Annotated in this window: 24 protein-coding genes, 1 other RNA gene and 2 pseudogenes; 9 read left to right on the forward strand and 18 right to left on the reverse strand. The window is 58.8% G+C overall.

Annotated features, from left to right (window positions below; genetic code table 11):
- The 10 genes and pseudogenes from murD to rsmI form a co-directional block, all read right to left on the reverse strand.
- Window positions 1-256: pseudogene (gene murD, locus ACCD00_RS23175) on the reverse strand (UDP-N-acetylmuramoyl-L-alanine--D-glutamate ligase); the annotation flags it as partial.
- A 6-nt stretch (window positions 257-262) separates the two neighbouring features.
- A complete protein-coding gene (gene mraY / locus ACCD00_RS23180; protein ID WP_007989886.1) occupies window positions 263-1345 on the reverse strand; it encodes a phospho-N-acetylmuramoyl-pentapeptide-transferase in 1083 nt (360 codons plus the stop codon).
- Window positions 1345-2712 carry a UDP-N-acetylmuramoyl-tripeptide--D-alanyl-D-alanine ligase gene (locus tag ACCD00_RS23185; RefSeq protein ID WP_413427712.1) on the reverse strand — a complete coding sequence of 456 codons (1368 nt, stop codon included), beginning with the start codon at window positions 2710-2712 and terminating at the stop codon, window positions 1345-1347. The genes mraY and ACCD00_RS23185 overlap by 1 nt, the downstream gene beginning before the upstream one ends.
- A complete protein-coding gene (locus ACCD00_RS23190) occupies window positions 2705-4168 on the reverse strand; it encodes a UDP-N-acetylmuramoyl-L-alanyl-D-glutamate--2,6-diaminopimelate ligase (RefSeq protein ID WP_413427713.1) in 1464 nt (487 codons plus the stop codon). Before ACCD00_RS23190 ends, ACCD00_RS23185 begins: the two co-directional genes overlap by 8 nt.
- Window positions 4168-5907: a peptidoglycan D,D-transpeptidase FtsI family protein gene (locus ACCD00_RS23195; protein ID WP_181456704.1), complete on the reverse strand. Its 1740-nt coding sequence runs from the start codon at window positions 5905-5907 to the stop codon at window positions 4168-4170. Before ACCD00_RS23195 ends, ACCD00_RS23190 begins: the two co-directional genes overlap by 1 nt.
- Window positions 5907-6200, reverse strand: a complete 294-nt coding sequence (ftsL, locus tag ACCD00_RS23200; protein ID WP_008016694.1) for a cell division protein FtsL — start codon at window positions 6198-6200, stop codon at window positions 5907-5909. The genes ACCD00_RS23195 and ftsL overlap by 1 nt, the downstream gene beginning before the upstream one ends.
- A complete protein-coding gene (gene rsmH, locus ACCD00_RS23205; RefSeq protein WP_008016693.1) occupies window positions 6197-7144 on the reverse strand; it encodes a 16S rRNA (cytosine(1402)-N(4))-methyltransferase RsmH in 948 nt (315 codons plus the stop codon). The genes ftsL and rsmH overlap by 4 nt, the downstream gene beginning before the upstream one ends.
- Window positions 7141-7596 (reverse strand): division/cell wall cluster transcriptional repressor MraZ, encoded by a 456-nt coding sequence (mraZ, locus tag ACCD00_RS23210; RefSeq protein ID WP_007917012.1) that lies wholly within the window; start codon window positions 7594-7596, stop codon window positions 7141-7143. Before mraZ ends, rsmH begins: the two co-directional genes overlap by 4 nt.
- Window positions 7597-7996: 400 nt before the next feature.
- An RNA gene (rnpB, locus tag ACCD00_RS23215) (RNase P RNA component class A) lies at window positions 7997-8350 on the reverse strand.
- Window positions 8351-8425: 75 nt separating this feature from the next.
- A complete protein-coding gene (rsmI, locus tag ACCD00_RS23220; protein WP_413427714.1) occupies window positions 8426-9331 on the reverse strand; it encodes a 16S rRNA (cytidine(1402)-2'-O)-methyltransferase in 906 nt (301 codons plus the stop codon).
- Between the two features lie 177 nt (window positions 9332-9508).
- Between rsmI and ACCD00_RS23225 the strand changes: the two genes are divergently transcribed.
- The 4 genes from ACCD00_RS23225 (at window position 9509) to ACCD00_RS23240 (ending at window position 12955) form a co-directional block, all read left to right on the forward strand.
- A complete protein-coding gene (locus tag ACCD00_RS23225; protein ID WP_413427715.1) occupies window positions 9509-11320 on the forward strand; it encodes a penicillin-binding protein activator in 1812 nt (603 codons plus the stop codon).
- Window positions 11320-11682, forward strand: coding sequence for a YraN family protein (locus tag ACCD00_RS23230; protein WP_413427716.1), 363 nt, complete (start codon window positions 11320-11322; stop codon window positions 11680-11682). Before ACCD00_RS23225 ends, ACCD00_RS23230 begins: the two co-directional genes overlap by 1 nt.
- A 104-nt stretch (window positions 11683-11786) precedes the next feature.
- Window positions 11787-12380, forward strand: a complete 594-nt coding sequence (locus tag ACCD00_RS23235; protein WP_007972584.1) for a phosphoheptose isomerase — start codon at window positions 11787-11789, stop codon at window positions 12378-12380.
- The gene (locus ACCD00_RS23240) at window positions 12377-12955 is read left to right on the forward strand and encodes a BON domain-containing protein (protein ID WP_413427717.1); all 579 of its coding nucleotides are present in this window, start codon (window positions 12377-12379) and stop codon (window positions 12953-12955) included. Before ACCD00_RS23235 ends, ACCD00_RS23240 begins: the two co-directional genes overlap by 4 nt.
- Window positions 12956-13104: 149 nt before the next feature.
- On the opposite strand, the gene ACCD00_RS23245 is transcribed toward ACCD00_RS23240, so the two are convergent.
- The 7 genes from ACCD00_RS23245 to rplM all read right to left on the reverse strand — a co-directional run bounded on the left by ACCD00_RS23245 (window position 13105) and on the right by rplM (window position 17993).
- Entirely contained in the window at window positions 13105-13518 is a 414-nt protein-coding gene (locus ACCD00_RS23245; RefSeq protein WP_085715923.1) for a ClpXP protease specificity-enhancing factor, read from the reverse strand.
- A gap of 16 nt (window positions 13519-13534) precedes the next feature.
- Entirely contained in the window at window positions 13535-14152 is a 618-nt protein-coding gene (locus ACCD00_RS23250) for a glutathione S-transferase N-terminal domain-containing protein (RefSeq protein WP_007989864.1), read from the reverse strand.
- 150 nt (window positions 14153-14302) lie between these two features.
- Window positions 14303-15085, reverse strand: a complete 783-nt coding sequence (locus ACCD00_RS23255; RefSeq protein WP_413427718.1) for a cytochrome c1 — start codon at window positions 15083-15085, stop codon at window positions 14303-14305.
- Window positions 15085-16296, reverse strand: a complete 1212-nt coding sequence (locus ACCD00_RS23260; protein ID WP_008016686.1) for a cytochrome b — start codon at window positions 16294-16296, stop codon at window positions 15085-15087. The genes ACCD00_RS23255 and ACCD00_RS23260 overlap by 1 nt, the downstream gene beginning before the upstream one ends.
- The gene (petA, locus tag ACCD00_RS23265) at window positions 16296-16889 is read right to left on the reverse strand and encodes a ubiquinol-cytochrome c reductase iron-sulfur subunit (protein WP_008016685.1); all 594 of its coding nucleotides are present in this window, start codon (window positions 16887-16889) and stop codon (window positions 16296-16298) included. The genes ACCD00_RS23260 and petA overlap by 1 nt, the downstream gene beginning before the upstream one ends.
- A 268-nt stretch (window positions 16890-17157) precedes the next feature.
- On the reverse strand, window positions 17158-17550 hold the full coding sequence (gene rpsI, locus ACCD00_RS23270) for a 30S ribosomal protein S9 (protein ID WP_003228056.1): 393 nt from the start codon (window positions 17548-17550) through the stop codon (window positions 17158-17160).
- 14 nt (window positions 17551-17564) lie between these two features.
- Window positions 17565-17993 (reverse strand): 50S ribosomal protein L13, encoded by a 429-nt coding sequence (gene rplM / locus ACCD00_RS23275; protein ID WP_003228062.1) that lies wholly within the window; start codon window positions 17991-17993, stop codon window positions 17565-17567.
- 245 nt (window positions 17994-18238) lie between these two features.
- Here rplM and ACCD00_RS23280 point away from each other — a divergent pair, with 245 nt between their 5' ends.
- Window positions 18239-19279, forward strand: a complete 1041-nt coding sequence (locus ACCD00_RS23280; protein ID WP_008016684.1) for an NADP(H)-dependent aldo-keto reductase — start codon at window positions 18239-18241, stop codon at window positions 19277-19279.
- 104 nt (window positions 19280-19383) lie between these two features.
- Here the strand turns inward: ACCD00_RS23280 and ACCD00_RS23285 are convergent, their stop codons facing one another.
- Window positions 19384-20520, reverse strand: a complete 1137-nt coding sequence (locus tag ACCD00_RS23285; RefSeq protein WP_413427719.1) for an acyl-CoA dehydrogenase family protein — start codon at window positions 20518-20520, stop codon at window positions 19384-19386.
- Window positions 20521-20741: 221 nt separating this feature from the next.
- On the opposite strand from ACCD00_RS23285, the gene ACCD00_RS23290 reads away from it, so the two are divergent.
- The 4 genes and pseudogenes from ACCD00_RS23290 to ACCD00_RS23305 all read left to right on the forward strand — a co-directional run.
- Window positions 20742-21662, forward strand: a complete 921-nt coding sequence (locus ACCD00_RS23290) for a GlxA family transcriptional regulator (RefSeq protein ID WP_178120848.1) — start codon at window positions 20742-20744, stop codon at window positions 21660-21662.
- Between the two features lie 198 nt (window positions 21663-21860).
- A complete protein-coding gene (locus tag ACCD00_RS23295) occupies window positions 21861-23807 on the forward strand; it encodes a flavin monoamine oxidase family protein (RefSeq protein WP_413427720.1) in 1947 nt (648 codons plus the stop codon).
- Window positions 23808-24014: 207 nt separating this feature from the next.
- Window positions 24015-24902 carry a nitrilase family protein gene (locus tag ACCD00_RS23300; protein WP_413427721.1) on the forward strand — a complete coding sequence of 296 codons (888 nt, stop codon included), beginning with the start codon at window positions 24015-24017 and terminating at the stop codon, window positions 24900-24902.
- Window positions 24903-24918: 16 nt separating this feature from the next.
- A pseudogene (locus ACCD00_RS23305) lies at window positions 24919-25606 on the forward strand (hypothetical protein); the annotation flags it as partial.

A 25606-nucleotide genomic window follows, 5' to 3' on the forward strand; every position in this document is an offset into this window, starting at 1 on the left:
GGGCCGGGGTCGCCAGCGCCAGGCCGGGGCTCACGTAGAGCTCGTCGGCACGGCACAGGAACTCGACGTCCAGCTCGCCACAACGCACTTCCACGTGCGGATAGTCACGCTTGAGCGTGGCCAGTTCCGGTGGATTTTCCCGCGTATCGGCCACGGCAAACGCCACGCCCCGGTTCGCCAGGAAGCGAACCAGGGACATGCCGCTCTTGCCGAGGCCGACAACGATGCGGAAGTGGTCAGAAGCGATCAGAGACACGAATTTCTACCTCAGCTTCAGGGTGGCAAGGCCGATCAGCACGAGAATCACGGTGATGATCCAAAAACGGACGATCACGCGCGGCTCGGGCCAACCCTTGAGTTCAAAATGGTGGTGAATGGGCGCCATGCGGAATACGCGACGACCGGTCAGCTTGAAAGAGGCGACCTGAATGACCACGGACAGGGTTTCCATCACGAACACACCGCCCATGATGAACAGGACGATTTCCTGACGGACGATCACCGCGATGGTGCCCAGGGCCGCGCCCAGCGCCAGTGCGCCGACGTCGCCCATGAAGACTTGTGCCGGATAGGTGTTGAACCAGAGGAAGCCCAGGCCCGCACCGATCAACGCGCCGCAGAACACAATCAGCTCCCCCGCGCCCGGTACGTAAGGAATCAGCAGGTATTCAGCGAATTTCACGTTACCCGACAGGTAGCAGAAAATGCCCAGGCCGCCGCCCACCATCACCGTCGGCATGATCGCCAGACCGTCGAGGCCGTCGGTCAGGTTGACCGCGTTGCTCGAACCGACAATCACGAAATAGGTCAGGACGATGAAGCCTGCGCCCAGCGGAATGCTGTAGTCCTTGAGCATCGGCAGGATCAGCGTGGTTTCCACCGGAGTGGCGGCGGTCACATACAGGAAGATCGCTGCGCCCAGGCCAAATACCGACTGCCAGAAATACTTCCAGCGGCTAGGCAGGCCGCGGGAGTTTTTCTCGATGACCTTGCGGTAGTCATCAACCCAGCCGATGGCGCCGAACAGCAAGGTCACCAGCAGTACGACCCAGACGTAACGGTTGGTCAGGTCAGCCCAGAGCAGGGTGCTGACACCGATGGAGGACAGGATCAGCGCGCCGCCCATGGTCGGAGTGCCCGACTTGGACAGGTGCGACTGCGGGCCGTCGTTGCGAACGGATTGACCGATCTGACGGTTCTGCAACGTGCGGATCATCCACGGGCCATAGCACAGCGACAAGACCAGCGCGGTCAGTACACCGAGAATCCCGCGCAGGGTCAGGTACTGGAAGACCGCGAAGCCTTTGTAGAACTGTTGCAGATACTCCGCTAGCAGCAGCAGCATTAATGTTTCTCCAGACTGGACCCGCACAAGGCGGCGACGACGTTTTCCATCGCAGCGCTGCGCGACCCCTTGATCAAAATGGTGGTGTTTGTGTCTTGCTCGGCGTCCAGGGCCTTGATCAGCTCAGCCTGCGTGCTGAAGTGAAAAGCCTGAGGACCGAATGCGTTCACGGCGTGAGCCATCATTGGCCCGACGGCGTACAGCGCAGAAACCTTGCCACGGGCGTACGCACCCACGTCGCGGTGCCCCTGCTCCGCCCATTCGCCCAACTCGCCGATATCTCCGAGCACCAGGACGGTGCGACCGGAAAAGCCGGCCAGTATATCAACGGCAGCGCACATGGAGGTGGGGTTCGCGTTGTAAGTGTCATCGATCACGCGCATGCCGTTGCTGGCCAATTGCGCAACGGTGCGCCCCTTGACCGGTTGCACCGCGCCAAGGCCGGAGGCGATACCAGGCAGCGACACACCCAAGGCATGGGCAGCCGCCGCGGCGGCCATTGCGTTAGCGACGTTATGGGTGCCGAGCAGGTTCAGTTGAACGCGCTCCACACCTTCAGGACTGTGCAGATTGAACGCCGGGCAACCACGAGCATCGGTGGCCAGGTCACTGGCATGGAAATCTGCCTGAGTGTTGCTCAGGGCGAACGTCAGCACCTTGCGGGCGCCTGCGCGGGCTTTCCAGATGCCAAACGCCTTGTCATCGAGGTTGAGCACGGCGACGCCATCGGCCGCCAGCCCTTCGATGATTTCGCCCTTGGCCTCAACGATTTTCTCCGGCCCGCCGAACTCGCCGACGTGGGCGGTCCCTGCGTTGTTGAGGATTGCCACGTGTGGCTTGGTCAGCCCCACGGTATAAGCAATTTCACCCAGACGCGAAGCGCCCAACTCGATTACCGCCGCGTTGTGTTCCGGGGCGAGTTCCAGCAGGGTCAGCGGCACGCCGAGGTCGTTGTTCAGATTGCCACGGGTCGCCAGGACCGAACCGCGGGTACGCAGGATGCTTGCGAGCATTTCCTTGACCGTGGTCTTGCCGCTGGAACCGGTGACGGCTGCGACAGGCTTGGTGAACGCCGCACGATTCAGCGCGCCCAACTGGCCGAGGGCCTGGCGGGTGTCCTTGACCAGCAATTGCGGCAAGGTGCTATCGGCGACTTCGCGCTCGACCAACGCCGCGACCGCGCCTTTGGCGGCGACTTCATTCAGATAGTCATGACCGTCAAAACGCGGACCGGCCAGAGCAATGAACAGTTGGCCCGGTTTGATCGCGCGGCTGTCGATGCTGACGCCGTCGAAACTGGCATCGGTGGACACCAGGCGAGCATTCAGCGCACCGGTCAGTTCGCTCAGTTTCAAGGCCTCAAGCATGGGCCACCTCCCAAGCGTTCAAGGCATGATCAGCCTCGACCAGATCGGAAAAGGCATGACGCTCGCCATTGATTTCCTGATAGTCCTCGTGACCTTTGCCGGCCAGGACAATCACGTCGTCCACCGAGGCACTGGCGATCAACCGGGCAATCGCCTGACCACGACCGGCAACGAACTCCACTTTATCCACAGCCGTGAAACCGGCGCGGATGTCATCGAAAATCACCAAGGGGTCTTCGGTACGCGGATTGTCGTCGGTGACCAGCACGCCATCGGCCAGGCGCTCGACCACTTCAGCCATCAGCGGACGCTTGCCGCGATCGCGATCACCACCGCAACCGAACAGGCACAGCAATCGGCCTCTGGCGTGAGGACGCAGGGCCATCAGGACCTTTTCCAGGGCATCCGGGGTGTGGGCGTAATCGACCACCACCAACGGCTGCGAGCCACCGCCCAGTCGCTGCATGCGACCGGCCGGGCCTTCGAGCTTCGGCAGCACCTTGAGGATTTCGTCCAGTGCGTAATCCAGACCGAGCAACGCGCCGACCGCCGCCAGGACATTGCTCAGATTGAAGCGACCGAGCAAAGCGCTACGCAAGAGATGCTCGCCCTGTGGCGTGACCAGCGTGGCGCGCACGCCTTCGTCGTCGAATTGCGCCTGGCGGCAATACAGGTAGGCACTGGAATCTTCCAGGCTATAGGTGATCAGTCGCGACTCGCGCTTGTCCGCGGCCAACTGCCGGCCAAACTCGTCGTCGAGGTTGACCACGCGGCATTTCAAATCATTCCACGCAAACAGCCTGGCCTTCGTTTCGCCGTAAGCCTGCATGGTGCCGTGGTAATCCAGATGATCGCGGGACAGGTTGGTCATCACCGCCACATCGAAGGCCAATGCCGTCACACGGCCCTGGTCCAGGCCGTGGGAAGAAACTTCCATCGCCACGGCTTTGGCCCCGGCCTTTTTCAGGTCCGCCAGGGTCGCTTGCATGGCAATCGGATTCGGTGTGGTGTGCAGACCGCTTTCCAGCGCGCCATAGAAACCGCAACCGAGTGTGCCAACCAGGCCGCAGTGCTGGCCAAGCAGGTCCAGTGCCTGGGCGACCAATTGAGTCACGCTGGTCTTGCCGTTGGTGCCGGTGACGCCCACCAGGTTCAGGTGATGGCTCGGCTCGCCATAAAAACGCCCGGCGATGTCCGACAACTGCGCCGCTAGCCCCTTGACCGGAATCAGCGGCACTTCAGCGATCGGCAGGACCGTGGCGCCTTCGACTTCATAGGCCACTGCAGCAGCACCGCGCTGCAACGCGTCGGCAATGTGCGCACGCCCATCGAACTTCCCGCCCGGCACGGCGAGGAACAGATCACCCGCGCGAACATTGCGGCTGTCCAGGGCGAGCTCGCGAATCAGCAGATCGTGGCCGGCGTGAGGGAAAATCTTGTTCAGGCTCAGAGACATCAGCCGCGCCCTCCATTGGCTTTCAGCGGAACGACCGGTGTAGCGTTCGCTTGTTGAGTAGGTGGCAGGTTGTCCGGCGTAATGTTCATCAGGCGCAGGGTGCCCGACATCACGCGGCTGAACACCGGCGCGGAAACCAGGCCGCCGAAGTAACCGGCCTTGGTCGGCTCATCGATTACGACCACGATGGCGTAACGCGGATCGCTCATCGGGCCGAAACCGGCGAACAGCGAACGGTAGGAGTTCTCGGCGTACCCCTTGGTACCAACCGATGTTTTACGAGCGGTACCGGACTTGCCGCCCACGTGATACGCCGGCACTTGCGCACGGAACACGCCGCGCGGGGCCTCGATCACTTGTTGCAGCATGCCTTGCATGGTTTTCGCGACGGCCTCCGGCAGCACCTGGGTAGTCTGCGGCGGCTTGTCGGTCTTGATCAGCGTCAAAGGTGCGAGGCGACCGTTGTTGGCCAGGGCCGAGAAGGCGTGGACCAACTGGATCGCGGTCACGGAGATACCGTAGCCGTAGGACAGCGTGGCGGTTTCTGCCTTGCGCCATTCACGGTAGTTCGGCAGGTTGCCGACGCGCTCGCCCGGGAAGCCCAGGCCGGTGTCCTGGCCAAGGCCGACTTTCTGCGCAAGGCGGAAAATCGTTTCGCCGCCGATGTCGAACGCGACCTTGCTCATGCCGACGTTACTGGAGTTGATCAGAATGCCGGTCAGGTCGAGCACCGGGCCTTCGGTCTTGGATACGTCCTTGATGGTGTACTTGCCGATCTGCAACGAGCCCGGATACACCTCGACAGTGTCGCTCGGCTTCCAGCGGCCGGTTTCGATCGCGGCGCTCATCGAGATCGCTTTCATGGTCGAACCGGGTTCGAACACGTCGATCATCGCGCGGTTACGCATCATTGCCGGCTGCAGGTTGCGACGGTTGTTCGGGTTGTAGGTCGGCTGGTTGACCATCGCGAGAATCTCGCCGGTCTTCACGTCCATGATCACCAGGCTGCCGGCCTTGGCGCCGTTCTCGATGATCGCGTTGCGCAATTCGCGGTTGGCCAGGTATTGCAGGCGCAGGTCAATGGACAACGCCAAGGGCTTGCCGGCCTTGGCGTTTTTGGTGACCTGGACATCCTTGATCAGCCGGCCGCGCCGGTCCTTGATCACCTGGCGCTTGCCGGGGACCCCGGCCAGCCATTCGTCGTAGGCCAGTTCGACACCTTCACGACCGTGATCGTCGATGTCGGTAAAACCGACCATATGGGCGGTGACTTCGCCGGCAGGATAAAAACGCCGGAACTCTTCGATGCCGTAGACACCCGGCACCTTCAGGTCGAGCACGGCCTGCCCCTGCTCCGGCGTCAGCCCGCGCACCAGGTAGATGAATTCTTTGTTGGCCTGGGCTTCAAGACGCTCGGTCAGGGCTTTGGGATCTTGCCCCAGCGCTGCGGCCAGTGCTGGCCACTTGTCTTTCTCCAACTGCATTTCCTTGGCGTTGGCCCACAGCGTGGTCACCGGGGTACTGACAGCCAAAGGCTCGCCGTTACGGTCGGTGATCAGACCACGGTGAGCCGGAATCGGAATATGACGCACACTGCGCGCATCGCCCTGACCTTTAAGGAAGTCACGGTCGACCACTTGCAGATCGATGATGCGCCAGCAGATAGCAGCCACCATGACGCCCAGCAAACCCAGGACCACACGGAACCGCCAGGGAAAGAGTGCACCTTCGAGTTTCATCATGGCGCCACCATCTTCACGTCAGCGGCACCGGGGATGTGCATTTTCAATTGTTCGGTGGCCAGCACTTCGATACGGCTGTGGGCGGTCCAGGTGCTCTGTTCCAGAATCAACCGGCCCCACTCGGCTTGCGCCTTGTCGCGCACGCTCAATTCGTTGTACAGCGTGTTCAACAACTGGCGATTCCAGTGGGCGCTGTAAGACACGCCGATGGCCGAAACGAGCACGGCAACAAACAGCAGCAGCATGAAAAAGCTTCCGCCGGGCAATGGCTTGGCGAAAAGCTTGCTCACCGCAGCTTCTCCGCCACACGCATGACAGCACTACGGGAACGTGGGTTGGCTTTGAGTTCGGCGTCGGAGGCCGTCTGCGCTTTGCCATGGACTTTGATTTTCGGTTCGAAGGCGACGTGCCGAACCGGCAGGTTGCGCGGCAGGTTGTCGGCTTCGCCTTTCACCAGCTTGCGCATGAACAGTTTGACGATGCGATCTTCCAGCGAATGAAAGCTGATCACCACCAGGCGACCACCCACTTCCAGGCACTCCAGCGCGGCTTCGAGCCCGGTCTCCAGATCGCCCAGTTCGTTGTTGACGTGAATACGCAATCCCTGGAACGCACGGGTTGCAGGGTTCTTGCCCTTTTCCCACGCCGGGTTGGCGACCTTCAGGACTTCCGCCAGGTCACCGGTGCGCTCGAATGGCTTGATGTCGCGGCGCTCGACCACGGCACGGGCCATGCGACCGGAGAAACGCTCTTCGCCGTATTCCTTGAACACACGGGCGATTTCTTCCACGGGTGCGGTGTTGACGAATTCGGCGGCGCTGATGCCACGGGACGGATCCATGCGCATGTCCAGCGGACCGTCGTTGAGGAAACTGAAACCGCGCTCAGGGTCGTCGAGCTGAGGCGAGGATACGCCAAGATCCAGCAGAACGCCGCTGACCTTGCCGGCCAGACCGCGCTCGGCGACTTCCGAACCGAGTTCGGCAAAGCTGCGCTGCACAACGACAAAGCGGCCGTCTTCGGCCGCTAGCGTCTGCCCGGTGGCAATCGCTTGTGGATCTTTATCGAATCCCAGCAACCGGCCGTCGGGGCCGAGCTGGCTGAGAATCAACCGGCTGTGCCCGCCGCGCCCGAACGTGCCGTCCAGATAGCAGCCATCAGGACGTACGGCGAGAGCCTCGACGGCTTCGTCAAGCAGTACGGTGATGTGGTTAAAGCCGCTATCAATAGTCACAGGATCAAATCACGCAGTTCGTCAGGCATAGCGCCCGGTTGTTGAATAGCAGCCAGGTCAGCGGCAGAAACCGCGTTCCAGGCATCCTCGTCCCACAATTGGAACTTGTTCAGTTGGCCTACCAGCATTGCGCGCTTATCCAACTTGGCATATTCACGAAGACGCGGTGGAACCAGGAAACGACCACTGCCATCGAGCTCAAGGTCGACGGCATTACCAATCAGTAAACGTTGCAGGCGGCGGTTCTCTTCGCGAAGCGAAGGCAGTGCGCGCAGTTTGGTTTCAATAATTTCCCACTCATCGAGGGGGTAAACACACAAACAAGGATCAACGGCATCAATTGTTACGATCAATTGACCGGAACTACGCGAATCGAGCTCGTCACGGTACCGGCTCGGCATTGCGAGACGGCCCTTTGCATCGAGACTGATAGCGTTGGCTCCGCGAAACACGTCAGCGTTTCTCCAAATTCTAGCGTTTTGAGTTCAAAAAACCCACTTCATGCCACTTTCCGCCACTTGCGCACACTATAGGAATGCGCCCACCACACCGTCAAGGCGCGGATCAAAGGAAAACCCTTACAGAACTGAGATTTAGGAGCATTAAAGGAGGGGCAACGAGAATCCGGCACATGAAACTGCCCGATAACTTGAATCAGCGCAGGAGGCTGCATTCGGAAGTTAAAGTAATTTATTAAGAGTAAGATTTTTTCGGTATTACAAAAGTGGTTCTGCTGACGATTGTGCAAGGAGGGAAATGGCTACTACGTGGAGTTTATGCGACCACCCCAATTATGGGCTCATTGCTGCCACCAACGCCCTGCTCAACAATTCAAGCAGAGGAGAAAAAAAGGTGGAGAGTCGATCTGTAAGCCGGGTTCTGTCTTGAACAGTCATTCGTCTACGATGGCCATCACTGGACATCTTTAGCAACCTACCCGGTCCCAGCGCGGGCCACGCCTTGGGACCCTATTTGGTCTTGCTCCAAGTGGGGTTTACCTAGCCACGAACTGTTACCAGACGTGCGGTGCGCTCTTACCGCACCTTTTCACCCTTACCGGCGCCGAAGCGCTTAGGCGGTTATTTTCTGTGGCACTTTCCGTAGGCTCACGCCTCCCAGGCATTACCTGGCACTTCGCCCTATGGAGCCCGGACTTTCCTCCCCCCCCTAATTTTCATAGGGGGCAGCGACTGTCCGATCGACTCTCCGCCGCAAAGGTTACCGGCAGAGCGCCCGAAGAACAAGCGCTAAGCGCCCTTGAGCACGCCTGCGCATCGGGTTTTACTCGCCTTTCTGTTTATCCAGGGCAATCTGGTACAGCACATTCTTTCGCTCGCCGGTGATTTGCGCTGCCAAAGCCGCCGCCCGCTTGAGCGGCATTTCTTCGAGCAACAGGTTGAGGATGCGCATCGCCTCACTGCTGACGGCGCCCTCCTCCTCGGGGGCAGACCAGCCCGCCACCAACACCACGCACTCGCCGCGCTGCTGATTGCTGTCCGACTCGACGAACTCGCGCAGCTCAGCCAGCGGCAGCCCCTTGAGCGTTTCAAACGTCTTGGTCAACTCACGGGCAAGCAGCGCCGGGCGCTCGGGGCCGAACACCAGCTCCATGTCTTGCAGGCATTCCAGAATGCGATGCGGGGCTTCATAGAAGATCAAGGTGCGGGGCTCTTCCTTTACCTGCTCCAGACGCGCTCGCCGCCCCACAGCCTTGGCTGGCAGGAAACCTTCGAAAATGAATCGGTCGGAAGGCAACCCTGCCGCCGACAATGCTGCAATCAACGCGCAGGCACCCGGGACCGGCACCACATCGATACCCGCTGCCCGGGCCTGCCGCACCAGGTGATAACCCGGATCGGAAATCAGCGGCGTGCCGGCGTCGGAGATCAACGCCACGTTGTCGCCGGCAAGCAGACGAGTGATAAAGCGACTACCTTCATCCCTCTCGTTATGCTCATGACAGGCTGCCAATGGCGTCGAAATGCCGAAGTGTTGCATCAAGCGCTGGGAATGACGGGTGTCTTCCGCGGCGATCAAGGCCACTTCACGCAGAATCTTCAGCGCCCGCGCACTGATGTCATCCAGGTTGCCGATGGGCGTCGCCACCACATAAAGCGAGCCAGCAGCGGAATTCAAAGCACCTGGAGCAGTCAAAGCGCACACCTCATGATCGGTAAAAGTCGCCATTGTAGCGCGTAGCGAGACTCACGATACGCGCAAGCAAACGCGGTATCGCCGACCGTTTGTGCACTGACGCAACATTTACACCAGCTAAATTGATCGATTCACGCCACTAACATCGCGCCCCGGCCAGTGCTTGGGTACAATTCCACGCTAATTTGATCGAGTATCAGGAACGCTTACATGATCGCTTGCCTGCGGCTGTTATCTGCCCTCTGCCTCGCTGCCTTGCTGGCGGCTTGCGCCAGCTCGCCCTCCTCCAGCCTTGGCGAACTTCCACGGACACCGGACGCCAGTATCGAGCAACTGCTTGCGAAGGCCGCCCAAAGCAAATCACCGGAAGATGCCGCCCTGCTGCGCCTGAGCGCTGCCGACCTGGCCTATCACCAGGGCAATGCCGGCCAGTCCGCGCAAATCCTGCAACAGGTTCCGATCGAGCAGCTCAAGCCGGGCCAACAGATTTTCGCCAGCACCCTGGCGGCTGAACTGGCCATGACCCGCAACCAGCCCAAGGCAGCGCTTACTGCCTTGAGCCATCCGAGCCTGCAGCGCTTGAGCGAACTGCCCGTAGAGCAACAAGTGCGCACCGGCACCGTTCACGCCCGTGCCCTTGAAGCCGATGGCCAGACCCTCGCCGCTGCCCGTGAGCGCATCTTCATTGCCCCGATGCTCAAAGGTGAAGCCGCGAGCAAAAACCACGAAGCCATCTGGACCCTGATCGCTTCGCTGCCGACCGATCAGTTGCAGCCGAACACCACCGACGATCTCGGCGGCTGGATGGCCCTTGCGCTGGCCGTGAAATCCGCCGGCACCCTGGAGCAGCAGCAGGCCGCCATCGATAACTGGCGTGCGAAGAATCCGAAACACCCGGCCGCCATTCAATTGCCGCAGCCACTGACCCAACTCAAGGAGCTGGCCAGCCAGCCCCTGAACAAGATCGCCCTGCTGCTGCCTCAGGACGGCCAGCTGGCCTCGGTTGGCAAAGCGCTGCGCGACGGTTTCATGGCTGCTCACTACCAGGCACAACAGGCCGGGCAAAAGCCACCCGCCATCGAGTTTTATGACAGCTCGCACCTGACTTCCATGGACGAGTTCTACCGCAAGGCCCAGGCCGATGGCGTGCAACTGGTAATCGGGCCGCTGGAGAAGCCGCTGGTCAAACAACTGAGCACCCGCCCGCAATTGCCGATCACCACACTGGCGCTGAACTACAGCGAAGGCGATCAAGGCCCGGCACAGCTGTTCCAGTTCGGTCTGGCCGCTGAAGACGAAGCCCGCGAAGTGTCGCGCCGCGCTCGCGCCGACGGCCTGCATCGCGCAGCCATCATGGTGCCGAAAGGCGAATGGGGCGACCGCGTGCTCAAGGCGTTCAGCCAGGATTGGCAAGCCAATGGCGGCACCATCGTCGTCACCGAACGCGTCGATCAACCGGTCCAGTTGGCCCAGCAGATTGCCGACATGTTCCAGCTGCGTCAGAGCGAAGGTCGCGCCAAGAGCCTGCAAAGCACTGTTGGCTCGCAAGTAGCGGCCCAGCCATCACGCCGCCAGGACATCGAGTTCATCTTCCTGGCCGCAACACCGCAACAGGCCCAGCAGATCAAACCGACCCTGAACTTCCAGTACGCAGGCGATGTTCCGGTCTACGCCACCTCCCACGTGTTCAGTGCCAGCGGTGACGTCAACCAGTACAACGACATGAATGGCATCCGCTTCTGCGAGACGCCATGGTTGCTGGACGCCAACGACCCGTTGCGTCGTCAGGTCACCGCCCAGTGGCCACAAGCCGCCGGCAGCCTGGGGCGTCTGTATGCCATGGGCGTGGACGCCTATCGACTGGCACCGCGCCTGGGCCAGCTCAAGTCTCTGCCGGACAGCCGAATCGACGGTGAATCGGGCAGCCTTGGCATGACTCAGAGCCAGCGTGTCGTACGCCAGCTGCCATGGGCCCAGTTCGCCAATGGCCAGGTCCAGCGCCTGCCGGACACCGCTCGCTGATGCCTGACAGGTCACGCTGGCAAAGCGGTAGGGATGCCGAGCGCCATGCGCTCGAGCATCTTCAACAACAGGGTCTGCGCCTGCTGGCGCAGAACTGGTTGTGTAAACGCGGCGAGCTTGATCTGGTCATGCTAGATGGCGATACAGTAGTATTCGTTGAAGTCCGCTACAGAAAAAACACTCAATGGGGTGGCGCGCTCGATAGCATCGATGGGCGCAAACGGCAAAAACTGATTTTCGCCGCGCAGTATTTTCTTCAGTGCGAGTCGCGCTGGGCCAATTCCCCTTGCCGCTTCGACGTGATTGCCATCGACAGCAATCTCGATCAGTTGAACTGGCTACAGAATGCCTTCGACGGCTGATCGCCGGCATTGCGAACCGGACACTATCACCCAACACTTTTGCTCTTTGCTTTGCGGGCTGCACATTCACGTGCCGAACAGCCGCGCTACTTAAGGTCACACAGATGGACATGCAATCCCGAATTCGCCAGCTTTTTCAGGCCAGTATCGACACCAAGCAACAGGCGATGGAAGTACTTGCACCGCACATCGAGCAAGCCAGCCAGGTCATGGTCAACGCCCTGCTCAACGAAGGCAAAATGCTTTCCTGTGGCAACGGCGGCTCTGCCGGCGATGCCCAGCACTTCTCGTCCGAGTTGCTCAATCGCTTTGAGCGCGAACGCCCGAGCCTGCCGGCCATCGCCCTGACGACCGACAGCTCGACGATCACCTCGATCGCCAACGACTACAGCTACAACGAAATCTTCTCCAAGCAGATCCGCGCACTCGGCCAACCGGGCGATGTGTTGCTGGCTATCTCCACCAGCGGCAACTCGGCCAACATAATTCAGGCGATCCAGGCCGCACATGATCGCGAAATGATTGTCGTAGCATTAACGGGTCGTGATGGCGGCGGCATGGCGTCGCTGCTGTTGCCCGAGGACGTCGAGATTCGCGTACCGGCCAACGTCACCGCTCGTATTCAAGAAGTCCACCTGCTGGCGATCCATTGCCTTTGCGATTTGATCGACAGCCAATTGTTCGGGAGTGAAGAATGACCCCTAATCGCCTTGGCCTGTTGGCCTTGACCCTGTGCCTCGGTATCAGTGGCTGCACCTCGGTCGTGACGGCCAGCCGTGAAGCACCGATTGAAGATGACCGCGGTACTCGCACACTGGGCAGCAAGATCGACGACTCCCTGATCGACACCAAGGTTGGCGTGAACGTCGCCAAGGCCGATCCGGCCCTGGACAGGGATTCGCACATCGTCGTCACCAGCTTCAACGGTGTCGTGCTGCTTGCCGGGCAAACGCCACGCGCAGACCTCAAGGCCAAGGCTGAACAGGCCGCTGCCGCGGTCCAGCGTGTGAAGCAGGTGCACAACGAACTGCAAATCCTGCCACCCTCCTCGTTGCTGGCACGCCAGAACGACACCTGGCTGACCACCAAGATCAAGACCCAGATGCTCGCCGATGCGAACATCCCCGGCTCGCGCATCAAGGTCGTCACTGAAAACGGCATCGTCTACATGCTGGGTCTGCTGACCAAGCAGGAAGCCGCGCAGGCGACCAACCTGGTGCAAGGGGTTTCCGGTGTGCAGAAGATTGTGAAGCTGTTCGAGTACATCGACTGATCTACAACCTGTAGGAGCGAGCTTGCTCGCGATGGACGTTTGGCGAATGCGTTCATTCAGACTGCACGCGTCATAGTTCACGTCCATCGCGAGCAGGCTCGCTCCTACAACGTAATAAAAAAGGCGATCCTTGCGGATCGCCTTTTTTATTACTTGACCACTTTCAGACTGGGCCGACCGCTTGGACGCGGCGGCTCGCTGTCCGGTGGTGGAAGATCGTCATCCGGTTCGATCTCTTCGTCCTCGCCCATCGGCGATTCCAGATCAAACACCATGCCCTGGCCATTCTCCCGGGCGTAGATTCCCAGGATCGAAGCGATTGGCACGTACAGGGTGTGCGGCACGCCACCAAAGCGCCCCTCGAAGCTGACCGCCTCGTTATCCATGTGCAAGTGACGCACGGCTTGTGGCGATACGTTCAGGACGATCTGCCCGTCACTGGCAAACCCCTGTGGAACCTGTACCGACGGGTACTCGGAATTGACCAGCATGTGCGGGGTGCAATCGTTGTCCACAATCCACTCATAGAGCGCGCGGACCAGATAAGGTCGACTGGAGTTCATAGCGGCTCCTTAAGCCTTAGCGCATGTCGCGTTCGACACCAGACAGACTCGCCTGGAAAGCCTCACGCGCAAACTGGCGCTCCATATAATCAAGCAGCGGCTTGGCTGGCCGCGGCAGTTCTATACCCAGAATCGGCAATCGCCAGAGTATTGGCAGTAGGCAGCAATCCACCAGACTTTGTTCCTCACTGAGGAAAAACGGTTTGTCGGCGAACAGCGGCGACACACCCGTCAGGCTTTCGCGCAACTCTTTGCGGGCCACGGCACGGGCCGCCTCCTTGGTCCGCGAATCCAGAATCAGATCCACCAGGCCACACCAGTCACGCTGAATGCGGTGCATCAGCAGGCGACTGTTGGCACGCGCCACGGGATAAACCGGCAGTAGCGGCGGGTGCGGGTAACGCTCATCCAGATATTCCATCACCACAGTCGACTCCCACAACGCCAGGTCGCGATCGACCAGGGTGGGCAAGCTACCGTAAGGGTTCACTTCAATCAGTTTAGGTGGCTGGCGTCCAGCTTCCACGTAAATGATCTCGGCGCTGACACCCTTCTCTGCCAGTACGATGCGCACTCGGTGGGAATAGTGGTCGGCGGGGTCGGAGTAACAGGCCAACCGATTGGTCACGCCCATGGCGATCCTCCTCGCTTGTAGAAATAATCGAACGCGGAAAAACGAGCGCGCCCAGAGGGCGCCTCCCGTAACGACTGGATAACCAGTTTCGCTACATCCTCAGAGGCACCCTTGGGCGCGCGCGATTAACAGCAATAGCTTGAAGCTTTATCAGTGCACGTCTTTCCAGTATTCGCGCTTGAGCAGGTAAGCGAATACAAAGAAGAACGCCAGGTACAGCAATACATACGTACCGATGCGCTGATGTTGCAGCTTAACCGGGTTAGCCGAGTAAGCCAGGAAGGTTACCAGATTCTTGACCTTCTCATCGAACTGCTCTGCAGTCAGGGCACCGCTTTTCGGCACGATGGTCAACTGATCGCACGCTTCATGGGTCAGCGCCGTACCGGTCAGAGGATCATATTGCTTCTTGCCGTCTTCGACGATCTGAACCTGTTTGCAACCAACCACCTGGCGACCTTGCAGGCCGGCCAGGACGTTAGGCATACCCACGTTCGGGAAGACCTTGTTGTTCACACCCCATGGGCGCGCCGGATCTTCGTAGAACGACCTCAGGTAACCGTACAGCCAGTCAGTACCGCGAACACGGGCAACCAGGGTCAGGTCCGGTGGCGCCGCGCCAAACCAGGTCTTGGCGTCCGCCGGCTGCATGCCGATGCTCATGTGGTCGCCGATCTTGGCTCCGGTGAACATCAGCTTCTCCATCATCAACTCATGGGGAATGCCCAGGTCGTCGGCAACACGCTCGTAGCGCTGAAACTTGGCACTGTGGCAACCCATGCAGTAGTTGGCGAACGTACGCGCGCCGTCTTGCATGGCTGCTTTATCGGAAACGTCGATGTCGACTTTTTCCAGCTCGGGGCCACCGTGTTCAGCTGCGAAAGCGAACACTGGCAGCGCGGCAAGCATCAATACAGCAAATAGTTTTTTCATCAGCCAGTCACCCTTTCCGGAACCGGTTTGGTCTTCTCGAGCCTGGTGTAGAACGGCATCAGAATGAAGTAGGCGAAGTACAGGAAGGTACACACCTGCGACAGCAGCGTACGCTCAGGGGTTGGGGCCAATACGCCCAGCACGCCCAGGATCACGAACGCGATGCAGAACACCCAGAGCCAGATCTTGCTCAGCCAGCCCTTGTAGCGCATCGACTTGACCGGGCTACGGTCCAGCCATGGCAGGACGAACAGCACGGCAATGGCAGCACCCATGGCGATCACACCCAGGAGCTTGTCCGGAATCGCACGCAAGATGGCGTAGAACGGGGTGAAGTACCAGACCGGAGCGATGTGCTCTGGGGTCTTGAAGGCGTTCGCCACTTCAAAGTTCGGCTTTTCGAGGAAGTAGCCGCCCATTTCCGGGAAGAAGAAGACGATCGAGCAGAAGATGAACAGGAACACCACCACACCGACGATATCTTTCACGGTGTAGTACGGGTGGAAGGCAATGCCGTCCAGCGGTATGCCGTTTTCGTCCTTGTGCTTCTTGATGTCCACACCGTCCGGGTTGTTCGAACCCACTTCGTGCAACGCCAGGATGTGCAGCACCACCAGACCCAGGATAACGATCGGCAGGGCAACCACGTGCAAGGCGAAGAAGCGGTTCAGGGTAATGCCGGAAATCAGGTAGTCACCACGAATCCACTGGGTCAGGTCGTTGCCGATGACCGGGATCGCACCGAACAGCGAGATGATCACCTGGGCACCCCAGTAAGACATCTGGCCCCACGGCAGCAGGTAGCCCATGAAGGCTTCGGCCATCAATGCCAGGTAGATCAGCATGCCGAAAACCCACACCAGTTCACGCGGCTTCTGGTACGAACCGTAGAGCAGGCCACGGAACATGTGCAGATAGACCACGATGAAGAACGCCGAAGCGCCGGTGGAGTGCAGCAGACGCAGGATCGAGCCGTACTCGACATCGCGCATGATGTATTCGACGGAAGCAAACGCCTCCTCCGCCGACGGGTTGTAGCTCATGGTCAGCCAGACACCGGTAACGATCTGGTTGACCAGCACGAGCAGTGCCAGGGAGCCAAAGAAGTAGAAGAAGTTGAAGTTCTTCGGAGCGTAATACTTGCTGAGATGGTCTTCCCACATCTTGGTTGCGGGAAAGCGTGCGTCAACCCAATCCATGAACTTGCTCATCACGCTTTCTCCGTATCGACGCCAATGATAATGATCTCATCGGTCTCATAGGAATGCGGGGGAACTGGCAGGTTCAAAGGCGCAGGTTGCGACTTGTAGACGCGACCAGCCAGATCGTAGTGGGAACCGTGGCAAGGGCAGAAATAACCGCCCACCCAGTCTTTACCCAGATCCGCAGGTGCCACTTCAGGACGGAAGGTCGGCGAGCAACCCAGGTGCGTGCAGATACCAATCAGCAGCAGAACCTCAGGCTTGATCGAACGGGTTTCCGGATCAACGTAAGTCGGTTGTGTCGAGTTCTTGGAGGTCGGATCAACGAGCTGGCCCTCGATCTTCTTCAGATTCCCCAGGATTTCCGGTGTACGGCGGACAATGAACACCGGCTGACCGCGCCACTCAGCAATCATCTGCTGGCCTGGCTCGACTTTGCTGACATTCACTTTCACCGGTGCACCTGCGGCTTTCGCCTTGGCACTGGGAAACCATGACCCCACGAACGGGACCGCAGCCCCCACCGCTCCTGCAGCACCCACCACGGATGTGGCTGCTACCAAGAAGCGACGCCGGCCTGCATTCACGCCGTCATTGCTCATTCAGTCCTCTCCCATCAGCTTTGTGGCCTGTTAAATCAGGCATCTACTAAGTAAATCTATGTACTTATAAAAATTTTGCCGAATGGTAATGAAAAGCCCCAATCCTGACAAGGTAATTACCGGAGCCCATCACCCCCAAGCCTTGTAGTATAGGGCGCCTACGGATGTGGCAAGTTGTCACAGCGCAATTCTTTGATAAATCGCAGACATAAAAAAACGCCCAGCTCCGTGAGGATACTGGGCGTTCTTTTTTGAACGTGAAAGCGAATTAACGCTTCGAGTACTGCGGACGCTTACGCGCTTTACGCAGACCGACTTTCTTACGTTCAACTTCACGAGCATCGCGGGTTACGAAGCCGGCTTTACGCAGGGCGCTGCGCAGAGTCTCGTCGTAGTCCATCAGAGCGCGAGTGATGCCGTGGCGGATTGCGCCAGCCTGACCACTTACACCACCGCCGATCACGGTGACGTAGATGTCGAACTTCTCGACAGTCTCAGTCAATTCCAGCGGCTGACGAACTACCATGCGGGCAGTTTCGCGGCCGAAGAAATTATCCAGCGAACGATTGTTGATGGAGATGTTACCAGTACCCGGACGCAGGAAAACGCGTGCGGTTGCGGTCTTGCGACGGCCAGTGCCGTAATTTTGAGTCGCCGACATAATGAACTATTCCGTTAAATCTTCAGTTCTTGGGGCTGCTGAGCAGTATGAGGGTGTGCAGCGCCCGCATAGACTTTCAGCTTACGGTACATGTCGCGACCCAGCGGGTTCTTAGGCAGCATGCCTTTGACCGCGGTCTCGATCACGCGCTCAGGGGCCTTGGCGATCAGCTTTTCAAAGTTGATCGACTTGATGCCGCCCGGGAAACCGGAGTGGGAGTAGTACATTTTGTCAGTGGTTTTAGCACCGGTAACACGGATCTGCTCGGCGTTGATTACGACGATGTAGTCGCCGGTGTCAACGTGAGGAGTGTACTCAGGCTTGTGCTTGCCACGCAGACGGCTCGCGATTTCGGTGGCCAGACGACCCAGGGTCTGACCAGCAGCGTCGACGACAAACCAGTCGCGCTTTACTGTTTCCGGTTTAGCAGTAAAAGTTTTCATTCTTTATAGCCTCAGGGGCCGCCCTGTAAATTAGACGGCGGATCTTACTGAATAGTGCGTACTTTGACAAGTCAAAGGCAGCCGGATACAGACGCTTTCGGGGGCTCGGGTCGGCGCGTCCGTTCAACGGCAAGATTCTTCGGCGGCGGCGCATCACTTCCACTGCAGAAAGAGGTGCGCAATTATGCAGATTGCGAAAAATAATTCAACCTGCTTTTATGATTGTTTTGCCCAAGGAGCACCCGATGGATTATCGCCAGCTAGGCCGAACGAACCTGAACGTGAGTGCCATCTGCCTCGGAACCATGACCTGGGGCGAGCAAAACAGCGAGGCAGACGCCTTCGCCCAGATTGAGCGGGCCAAGGCTGCCGGGATCAACTTCATCGACACCGCCGAAATGTACCCGGTGCCACCCAAGGCCGAAACCTACGCCACCACCGAACGCTATATCGGCAATTACTTCAAGAGCCGCGGCGACCGCGCCGACTGGATCCTGGCCAGCAAGATCGCCGGCCCCGGCAACACCATCGACTACATCCGCGATAAAAACCTGCGACACAATCGACAGCACATCACCGAAGCGGTGGATGCCAGCCTCAAGCGCCTGCAGACCGACTACATCGACCTTTACCAGTTGCACTGGCCGGAGCGCAGCACCAACTTCTTCGGCCAACTCGGCTACAAGCACAAGATCGAAGCCAACCTGACCCCGCTGGAGGACACCCTCGAAGCGCTGGACGAGCAGGTCCGCGCCGGCAAGATCCGCCACATCGGCCTGTCCAACGAGACGCCATGGGGCACCATGCGTTTTCTCGCCCTGGCCGAAGCCCGAGGCTGGCCGCGCGCCGTGTCGATCCAGAACCCGTACAACCTGCTCAACCGCAGCTTTGAAGTCGGCCTGGCGGAAATCGCCATCCGCGAGCAATGCGGCCTGCTCGCCTATTCGCCACTGGCGTTCGGTTTCCTGTCAGGCAAGTACGAAGGTGGCGCCCGCCCGCCAAAAGGTCGCCTGAGCCTCTACAGCCGCTTCAGCCGCTATTTCAACCCGCAGTCGGAAGCGGCCTGCAGCCGTTACGTGGCATTGGCCCGCGAGCACGGTCTGGACCCGGCGCAAATGGCCCTGGCGTTCGTGACGCAGCAGCCGTTCGTGACCAGCAACATCATTGGCGCCACGACCATGGAACAACTGGAGAGCAACATTGCCAGTTTCGATCTGAAACTGTCGGAGGAAGTGCTGGAAGGGATCGAGGCGATTCACAAGGATCATCCGAATCCGGCGCCATAACCCCCCACTTGTAGGAGCGAGCTTGCTCGCGAAAAACCTGAGCACACCGTTGGGTGTCAGGTTTTCAACGTTATCGTTGACGACCATCGCGAGCAAGCTCGCTCCTACAATGATCTGGCAATAATCTCCTTCATGATCTCGTTAGTCCCGGCATAGATCCGCTGCACCCGCGCATCCGCCCATGCCCGTGCGATCGGGTATTCCCACATGAACCCGTAACCACCGTGCAATTGCACACACTCGTCGAGCACCTTGCATTGCAGGTCGGTGCCCCAGTACTTGGCCATCGCCGCCGTCGGCACGTCGAGCTTGCCTTGCAGGTGCAGTTCCAGGCAGCGGTCGACGAAGACGCGGCCAATCTGGATTTCCGTGGCCATCTCCGCCAGTTTGAACCGGGTATTCTGGAAATCCGCGATCGACTTGCCGAACGCCTTGCGCTCGCGGGTGTAGTCCAGCGTCCATTGCAGCGCCGCTTCAGCTGAAGCCAGCCCGCCAACGGCCACGGTGAGGCGCTCCTGGGGCAACTCCTGCATCAGGTAGGCAAAACCCATCCCGGCCTGGCCCAGCAGATTTTCCTTGGGTACACGCACGTCCTGGAAGAACAACTCCGAGGTGTCCTGGGCTTTCATCCCCACCTTTTCCAGGCGCTTGCCCTTGTCGAAGCCCGGCGTGTCGGCTTCCACCAGAAACAGACTGGTGCCCTTCGCGCCGGCCTTCGGATCGGTCTTGGCGACGACGATCACCAGATCGGCCAGGTATCCGTTGGTGATGAAGGTCTTGGAGCCGTTGATCACGTACTCATCGCCATCGAGCACGGCCGTGGTTTTCACGCCCTGCAGATCGGAACCGGCGCCCGGCTCGGTCATGGCGATCGCGGTAACCATCTCGCCGGACACCAGTTTCGGCAGGTACTTGTGCTTCAGTGCTTCACTGCCGTAATGCAGGATGTAGGGCGCCACGATGTCCGAGTGCAGGGAAAAGCCGATGCCGGTCAGGCCAAGTCGCCCCACTTCTTCGATCACCACCGCACTGTAGAGAAAGTCCGCCCCCAGACCGCCGTACTCTTCCGGCAGGTGCGAGCAAAGCATCCCCGCCTCCCCTGCCTTGTTCCACAGCTGTCGGTCGATATAGCCTTGTTTTTCCCATTGCGCATGGAACGGCACCGCCTCCTTTTCGAGAAACGTTCGCACGCTGTCGCGGAAAAGCTCGTGCTCGGGACTGAACAAGGTTCTGGGGATCATGCGGCACCTTTTCTTTGTTTTTAGAAGGAGTTGACCTTCAGAGACTATGCCTCGCTTCCGATACAGGACACTGGACACATCCGACAAAAAATAAGACGATCCAGCCGTCTGGTGACCACTTCCCCCTATAAAAATAAAGTTGAATTATGTCTAAGCAAGCCTCCACGCCCCTGCGGCGCGTCAGCATCCTGGCCATCGACCGGGTTTTCGCTTCCACCCTCATGCAAGCCAAGGATTTCTTCCATCTCGCCAGCCTGCGCTACGGCAAACAACTGGGCCAGGGCCTGACACCGGCGTTCGAAACCCGTCTGGTCAGCCCCGATGGCAAACCGGTCAACACCTTCAGCGATGTGATGATTCCGGTGGATGGCGGACTGGAAAACGCCGACATCATCGTTCTTCCCGCGTTCTGGGACGATTTCGACAGTCTCTGCAAACGTTACCCGCAAGTCCTGCCCTGGCTACGCCAGCAACATGCACGCGGTGCCGTGCTGTGCGGCGAGGCCACCGGTGTTTTCTGGCTGGCCGAAGCCGGGCTACTCAATGGCAAGGAAGCGACCACCTACTGGCGCTTCTTCAATGCCTTCGCCGAACGTTTCCCCCAGGTCCAACTCAATCAGGACAAGCACCTGACCGACGCCGACAACCTGTACTGTGCCGGCGGCACCACCTCGGCGTGCGATTTGTACATCTACCTGATCGAGCGCTTCTGCGGTGCCAACGTGTCCCAGGCCGTAGCGCGGGACATTCTGTATGAGGTGCAGCGCAGCTACTCGCCTGGACGCATCGGTTTTGGCGGCCAGAAGCTGCACCAGGACGTGATCATCCTGCAGATCCAGCACTGGCTCGAAGAACACTTCGCCGACAAGTTCCGCTTCGAAGACGTCGCCCGCGAACACGGCATGAGCATCCGCAACTTCATGCGCCGCTTCCAGACCGCCACCGGCGACAAGCCGCTGCATTACCTGCAACGCCTGCGCATCGAAACCGCCAAGGGCTTGCTGTCCGGCAGCCGCAAGAGCATCAAGACCATCAGTTACGAAGTCGGTTACGACGACGCGAGCTTCTTCGCCCGGCTGTTCCGACAGCACACGGAATTGTCACCGAACCAGTATCGGCAGCAATTTCAGCAGGCTGCTTAGCCGGACACAAACCGAATGTGGAAGCGAGCCTGCTCGCTTCCACATTGAATCTTGCGCCGGCCACGCAGTTCTTTAGCTGTGCATTTTCCTACGCAAAAAGCGGAATACAGAGCGCTAGAGCACCCAACCCTGCTCACAGACGCAGCCCCTTAAAAAACTCAATATTTTCCCTGTAAACACCATCAGGGAAGATCATCAATGACTATCGGATCAAGCTACAACTACCCTTCATACATCGCCAAGGAAGCCGCCCGAACAAAGCGCTCGGCTAAAAACAAATGGGCGGCTCGCTTTCCCAATCCGCCGGACTTGTGCTTTGACTATCGTGCACTGGTAGAACAGGAAAACGGCATCGCCAGGGCAACTGACCCGCAACATAAAATCTGCATCATCGGCGCCGGTGTCACGGGCCTGACTGCCGCCAGAGAACTCTATCGCTGCGGCTTTACCCATATCACTCTCATCGAACAATCCACACGCATCGGCGGCAGGCATCTGACCGTTCCCGGTAGCCGAAACTCGGCAGCAAGCCATACACCGTTTGAAATGGGCGCCATGCGCATGCCCTTCTTCAACCGGGCGGATGAGCCACCGACAGAAGGTCGGTCGCTGATGGCTTACTACACCAATCAATTTGAATTGGCGTTTTCAGACTTCGCCAACCCCGGTAGCCAATGGGTCAGCTCGACAGGCATCTATCTCCGGGAGGGCAGCATGGGCGGCGGATCAGCACCGCAAATGTTGATATGGAAAAACGAAGACGGCGTCACACCGCCTCCCGGCGCTGAATTGCAAAAGGTTTATTCCAAGTGGAAAGCCTTTGCCGATCGCATGACCCGCCACGTTGCCGAGCTCTACGCGAGCCAGGAATGGGAAGCTGTATGGGCTTCTATCGTCGAAAAATACGAGAGCGTCTCGTTCCGAGACCTGGTCAGCATGCCGGCACTGGAAGCTTGGGATGACCGCTCACCCGGGGATTTCGGCGGAATGGGAATGTCTGCGCAAGAGTCCGCAATTTTTTACGCGATAGGTATAGGTGACGGTAGTTGGGGAGCTTTTTATGACGTCTGCTGCCTCTACCCTCTGCGTACCGCGATTTTCGGTTTCAGCAGCCAATTGCAACTGATCCATGGTCGAGTGGACTCAAACGGCGATCCACTGGATTCGCCCTACCTGAATAGCGAAGCCGTTTTTGACTCAATGGGGCAGCGTTTCGACAGCCCCCGCTACATCGGCCTCGCCGCGTTGGACGAATGCCTGTTGTTTGTGAAAACCGACGAAACCGGAAAGTCCATCTACGAACATAGCCTCGAAAGAAGCAATGGGCTTCTCACCGACTCATCCGTCACAAAACTGGAAAAGCTGACCAATCAAAAAATACGCGTCCATTACAACTGGAAACACAGTCACCCCGAGCAAATCCGGGAGCAATTTGACGACTTCGACTCGGTCATCATGACACTACCTTCCTGGCTGATTGAAACTCGACTCAAGCTCGAAAATTTCACTCGGGAGATGCTGCCTTTCGAAACGATCAACGCCTACAAGACCGCACACTGGGAAACCAGCTGCAAAGTGTTTGCACCGCTGAAAAAATCATTTCTCTCGAAAAACAAAAACATCCCGCAAGCCATCGTAACCGACAGTTTTATCCACGATGTCTATACCTACCGCTACAACAACAACTACAGCTATGACTGCATCCTGCTGAGTTATACCTGGGAAGATGACGCAACCAAGCTCGCCTCATTCAGCGATAAGGAGTTGGTATCAAAATGCGCCGAAGAGCTGGATCGCATACTCATGAACTCTGCCAACATCCAGGAGAAAATTTCTCCCTACATAGGCATTGATCAAGCGGTGGTTCAGCGCTGGATCACTGATAAAAATGCTCTGGGCTGTGCCAAGCTTTACCGACCGGGCACCTACTACGATGCCGTCGGCCTGATGAAGTACAACCGGGACTTCGCGCATGTCTCAGGCTTGTATTTGTCCGGCGAGTCATTTTCCGTCGACGCCGGTTGGACGGAGCCATGTTTTCGCGGTGCTGTCGATGCAGTGATCCATATCTGCAACAAAACCGCCGCGAACTTCAATGGCGGATTTTCCTTGAGCGACTACCCGCACTACCAACTCAAAACCTGATCACATCCCCGCTCCAGAGCCATGCTCGCAATACATGGCTCTACCTCTCGCGCCTGCTACCCACTGCAATCAAACATCACGTTGATCCATTTTCGGACAAGGACTACGACCTAAACGGAAGTAGCTGACTTACGCCCCATTCCTGATTCCCCTCTTATAAACACGCCATTTAACACCTTGAAAAACAATTAAAAGAGGAACGCCGGAATGACCGAGCCAACAAGCCCTGTTCGTGTAGCAGTCGTGCAATTCGATCCACAAGTCGGCATCGAGAAATGTGTAGGTAATCTGCGGTGCAGCCTGGAATTGGCGCTTGAAGCGGTAAACGGCGGTGCGAATCTCATCGTTCTGCCCGAGCTTTCCAATACCGGCTATTTCTTCAGCAATCGGCAGGATGCCTTCGCCCATGCAGAAGCGGTTCCCGACGGGCCAAGCGTGCAGCGCTGGATCGACTTCGCCCGCGAGCACAACGTTTACCTCGTGGCCGGCCTGGCCGAACGCGACGGCATGCGACTCTTCAACACCGGCGTTCTGGTGGGACCAGACGGTTTTATCGGCAAGTATCGCAAAGCCCATCTGTGGAATATGGAGAAGCTCTGGTTCACCCCCGGCGACCTGGGTTTCCCGGTTTTCGACACACCCATCGGCCGCATCGGGCTGTTGATCTGCTGGGACATCTGGTTCCCGGAGGTGCCTCGGATCCTCGCCCAGCAAGGCGCGGACATCATTTGCAGCCTGAACAACTGGGTCTGGACACCGCCGCCGCTGTTCGACGATGCCGGTAAGTGCATGGCGTCGTATCTGACGATGACGGCCGCTCACGTCAACAACGTATTTATCGCTGCCGCCAGCCGGATCGGCGAGGAGCGCGGCGCGCGCTACCTGGGTTGCTCGTTGATTGCCGGAACCAACGGCTGGCCGATTGGTGCCGTGGCTTCCGCAGACAAACAGGAAATCCTGTTTGCCGATGTCGACCTGACCAACTCCCGCAGCGCGCCCATCTGGAACAACCTGAACGACCTGCATCGTGATCGCCGGGCCGATCTTTACGATCAGATGCTCGGTTACACCCAACACCCTTGCCTCCCACGCTGATCAGGAGGCCTATCGCATGGAAGTTACAACCGACAAAAACCAACCGTCGCGCAAATCGCCGATTGATACAGCCGTCGTCCTGCTAATGATCGGCGCGACACTGCTGATCGTCTGGCTTTCTTTCAGCAACCGGACTTTCTGGGGAGCGCATTGGCCCGGGTACGGTGACATGGTATCGCTGCTACCCGAACCGAGTGCCTGGTTGCGCTGGGTGTTAGGTGACATCAGCGAGGTGGCTTTCTACAAGCACGAGTTCGCCTCGATCGGCCTGCTGGCGGGCGCTTATCTGGCTTACTGGGCGAATCGAACGGGGAAATCCTGGCAAGGGTTTGCCATCTCCTATGGAACCGGACTTTGGCCCTGGCTGGTCACCAGTTCGTTGCTCGGGCTGCTGCTGAGCAATCTGCTGTGGGGCTGGACGGTGACAGCCACAACCTGGCAACCCACATTCGTAGCGTTCGTCTCGCTGCCAGCGGCGATGGTGCTGATGTTTGGCGCAGGCTGGAAAATCACGATCAACGGCGCACTCATGGGCGCCGTACTCGTCACACCGATGTGCCTGCTGATCGTCAACTACGTGTGCCAACCGCTGGCCTTGCCTGCGGTGATCGGCAATGTGCTGGGCATGGCGGTTGCCAGCGTCCTGGCGTTTCTGTTCTGCCGCTATTGGCCGAACCTGGTGAAATCCAGGTCGTCGGAAACAC

It is taken from the genome of Pseudomonas sp. Pseusp3 (genome assembly GCF_047304225.1).
GTDB classification, from domain to species: Bacteria; Pseudomonadota; Gammaproteobacteria; order Pseudomonadales; family Pseudomonadaceae; genus Aquipseudomonas; species Aquipseudomonas fluorescens_CD.

What these genes read in the sequence shown, in the direction of transcription:
- ACCD00_RS23225 (WP_413427715.1), top strand. Translation starts at nt 9,509, where the DNA reads ATGATCGCTTGCCTGCGGCTGTTATCTGCCCTCTGCCTCGCTGCCTTG.
- ACCD00_RS23300 (WP_413427721.1), top strand. Translation starts at nt 24,015, where the DNA reads ATGACCGAGCCAACAAGCCCTGTTCGTGTAGCAGTCGTGCAATTCGAT.
- ACCD00_RS23250 (WP_007989864.1), bottom strand. Translation starts at nt 14,152, where the DNA reads ATGGGCGTGACCAATCGGTTGGCCTGTTACTCCGACCCCGCCGACCAC.
- rplM (WP_003228062.1), bottom strand. Translation starts at nt 17,993, where the DNA reads ATGAAAACTTTTACTGCTAAACCGGAAACAGTAAAGCGCGACTGGTTT.
- ACCD00_RS23235 (WP_007972584.1), top strand. Translation starts at nt 11,787, where the DNA reads ATGGACATGCAATCCCGAATTCGCCAGCTTTTTCAGGCCAGTATCGAC.
- ACCD00_RS23245 (WP_085715923.1), bottom strand. Translation starts at nt 13,518, where the DNA reads ATGAACTCCAGTCGACCTTATCTGGTCCGCGCGCTCTATGAGTGGATT.
- rsmI (WP_413427714.1), bottom strand. Translation starts at nt 9,331, where the DNA reads ATGGCGACTTTTACCGATCATGAGGTGTGCGCTTTGACTGCTCCAGGT.
- ACCD00_RS23295 (WP_413427720.1), top strand. Translation starts at nt 21,861, where the DNA reads ATGACTATCGGATCAAGCTACAACTACCCTTCATACATCGCCAAGGAA.
- mraY (WP_007989886.1), bottom strand. Translation starts at nt 1,345, where the DNA reads ATGCTGCTGCTGCTAGCGGAGTATCTGCAACAGTTCTACAAAGGCTTC.
- ACCD00_RS23260 (WP_008016686.1), bottom strand. Translation starts at nt 16,296, where the DNA reads ATGAGCAAGTTCATGGATTGGGTTGACGCACGCTTTCCCGCAACCAAG.
- ACCD00_RS23280 (WP_008016684.1), top strand. Translation starts at nt 18,239, where the DNA reads ATGGATTATCGCCAGCTAGGCCGAACGAACCTGAACGTGAGTGCCATC.
- rpsI (WP_003228056.1), bottom strand. Translation starts at nt 17,550, where the DNA reads ATGTCGGCGACTCAAAATTACGGCACTGGCCGTCGCAAGACCGCAACC.
- ACCD00_RS23185 (WP_413427712.1), bottom strand. Translation starts at nt 2,712, where the DNA reads ATGCTTGAGGCCTTGAAACTGAGCGAACTGACCGGTGCGCTGAATGCT.
- ACCD00_RS23240 (WP_413427717.1), top strand. Translation starts at nt 12,377, where the DNA reads ATGACCCCTAATCGCCTTGGCCTGTTGGCCTTGACCCTGTGCCTCGGT.
- ACCD00_RS23230 (WP_413427716.1), top strand. Translation starts at nt 11,320, where the DNA reads ATGCCTGACAGGTCACGCTGGCAAAGCGGTAGGGATGCCGAGCGCCAT.
- ACCD00_RS23190 (WP_413427713.1), bottom strand. Translation starts at nt 4,168, where the DNA reads ATGTCTCTGAGCCTGAACAAGATTTTCCCTCACGCCGGCCACGATCTG.
- petA (WP_008016685.1), bottom strand. Translation starts at nt 16,889, where the DNA reads ATGAGCAATGACGGCGTGAATGCAGGCCGGCGTCGCTTCTTGGTAGCA.
- ACCD00_RS23285 (WP_413427719.1), bottom strand. Translation starts at nt 20,520, where the DNA reads ATGATCCCCAGAACCTTGTTCAGTCCCGAGCACGAGCTTTTCCGCGAC.
- ACCD00_RS23290 (WP_178120848.1), top strand. Translation starts at nt 20,742, where the DNA reads ATGCAAGCCAAGGATTTCTTCCATCTCGCCAGCCTGCGCTACGGCAAA.
- ACCD00_RS23255 (WP_413427718.1), bottom strand. Translation starts at nt 15,085, where the DNA reads ATGAAAAAACTATTTGCTGTATTGATGCTTGCCGCGCTGCCAGTGTTC.
- ACCD00_RS23195 (WP_181456704.1), bottom strand. Translation starts at nt 5,907, where the DNA reads ATGAAACTCGAAGGTGCACTCTTTCCCTGGCGGTTCCGTGTGGTCCTG.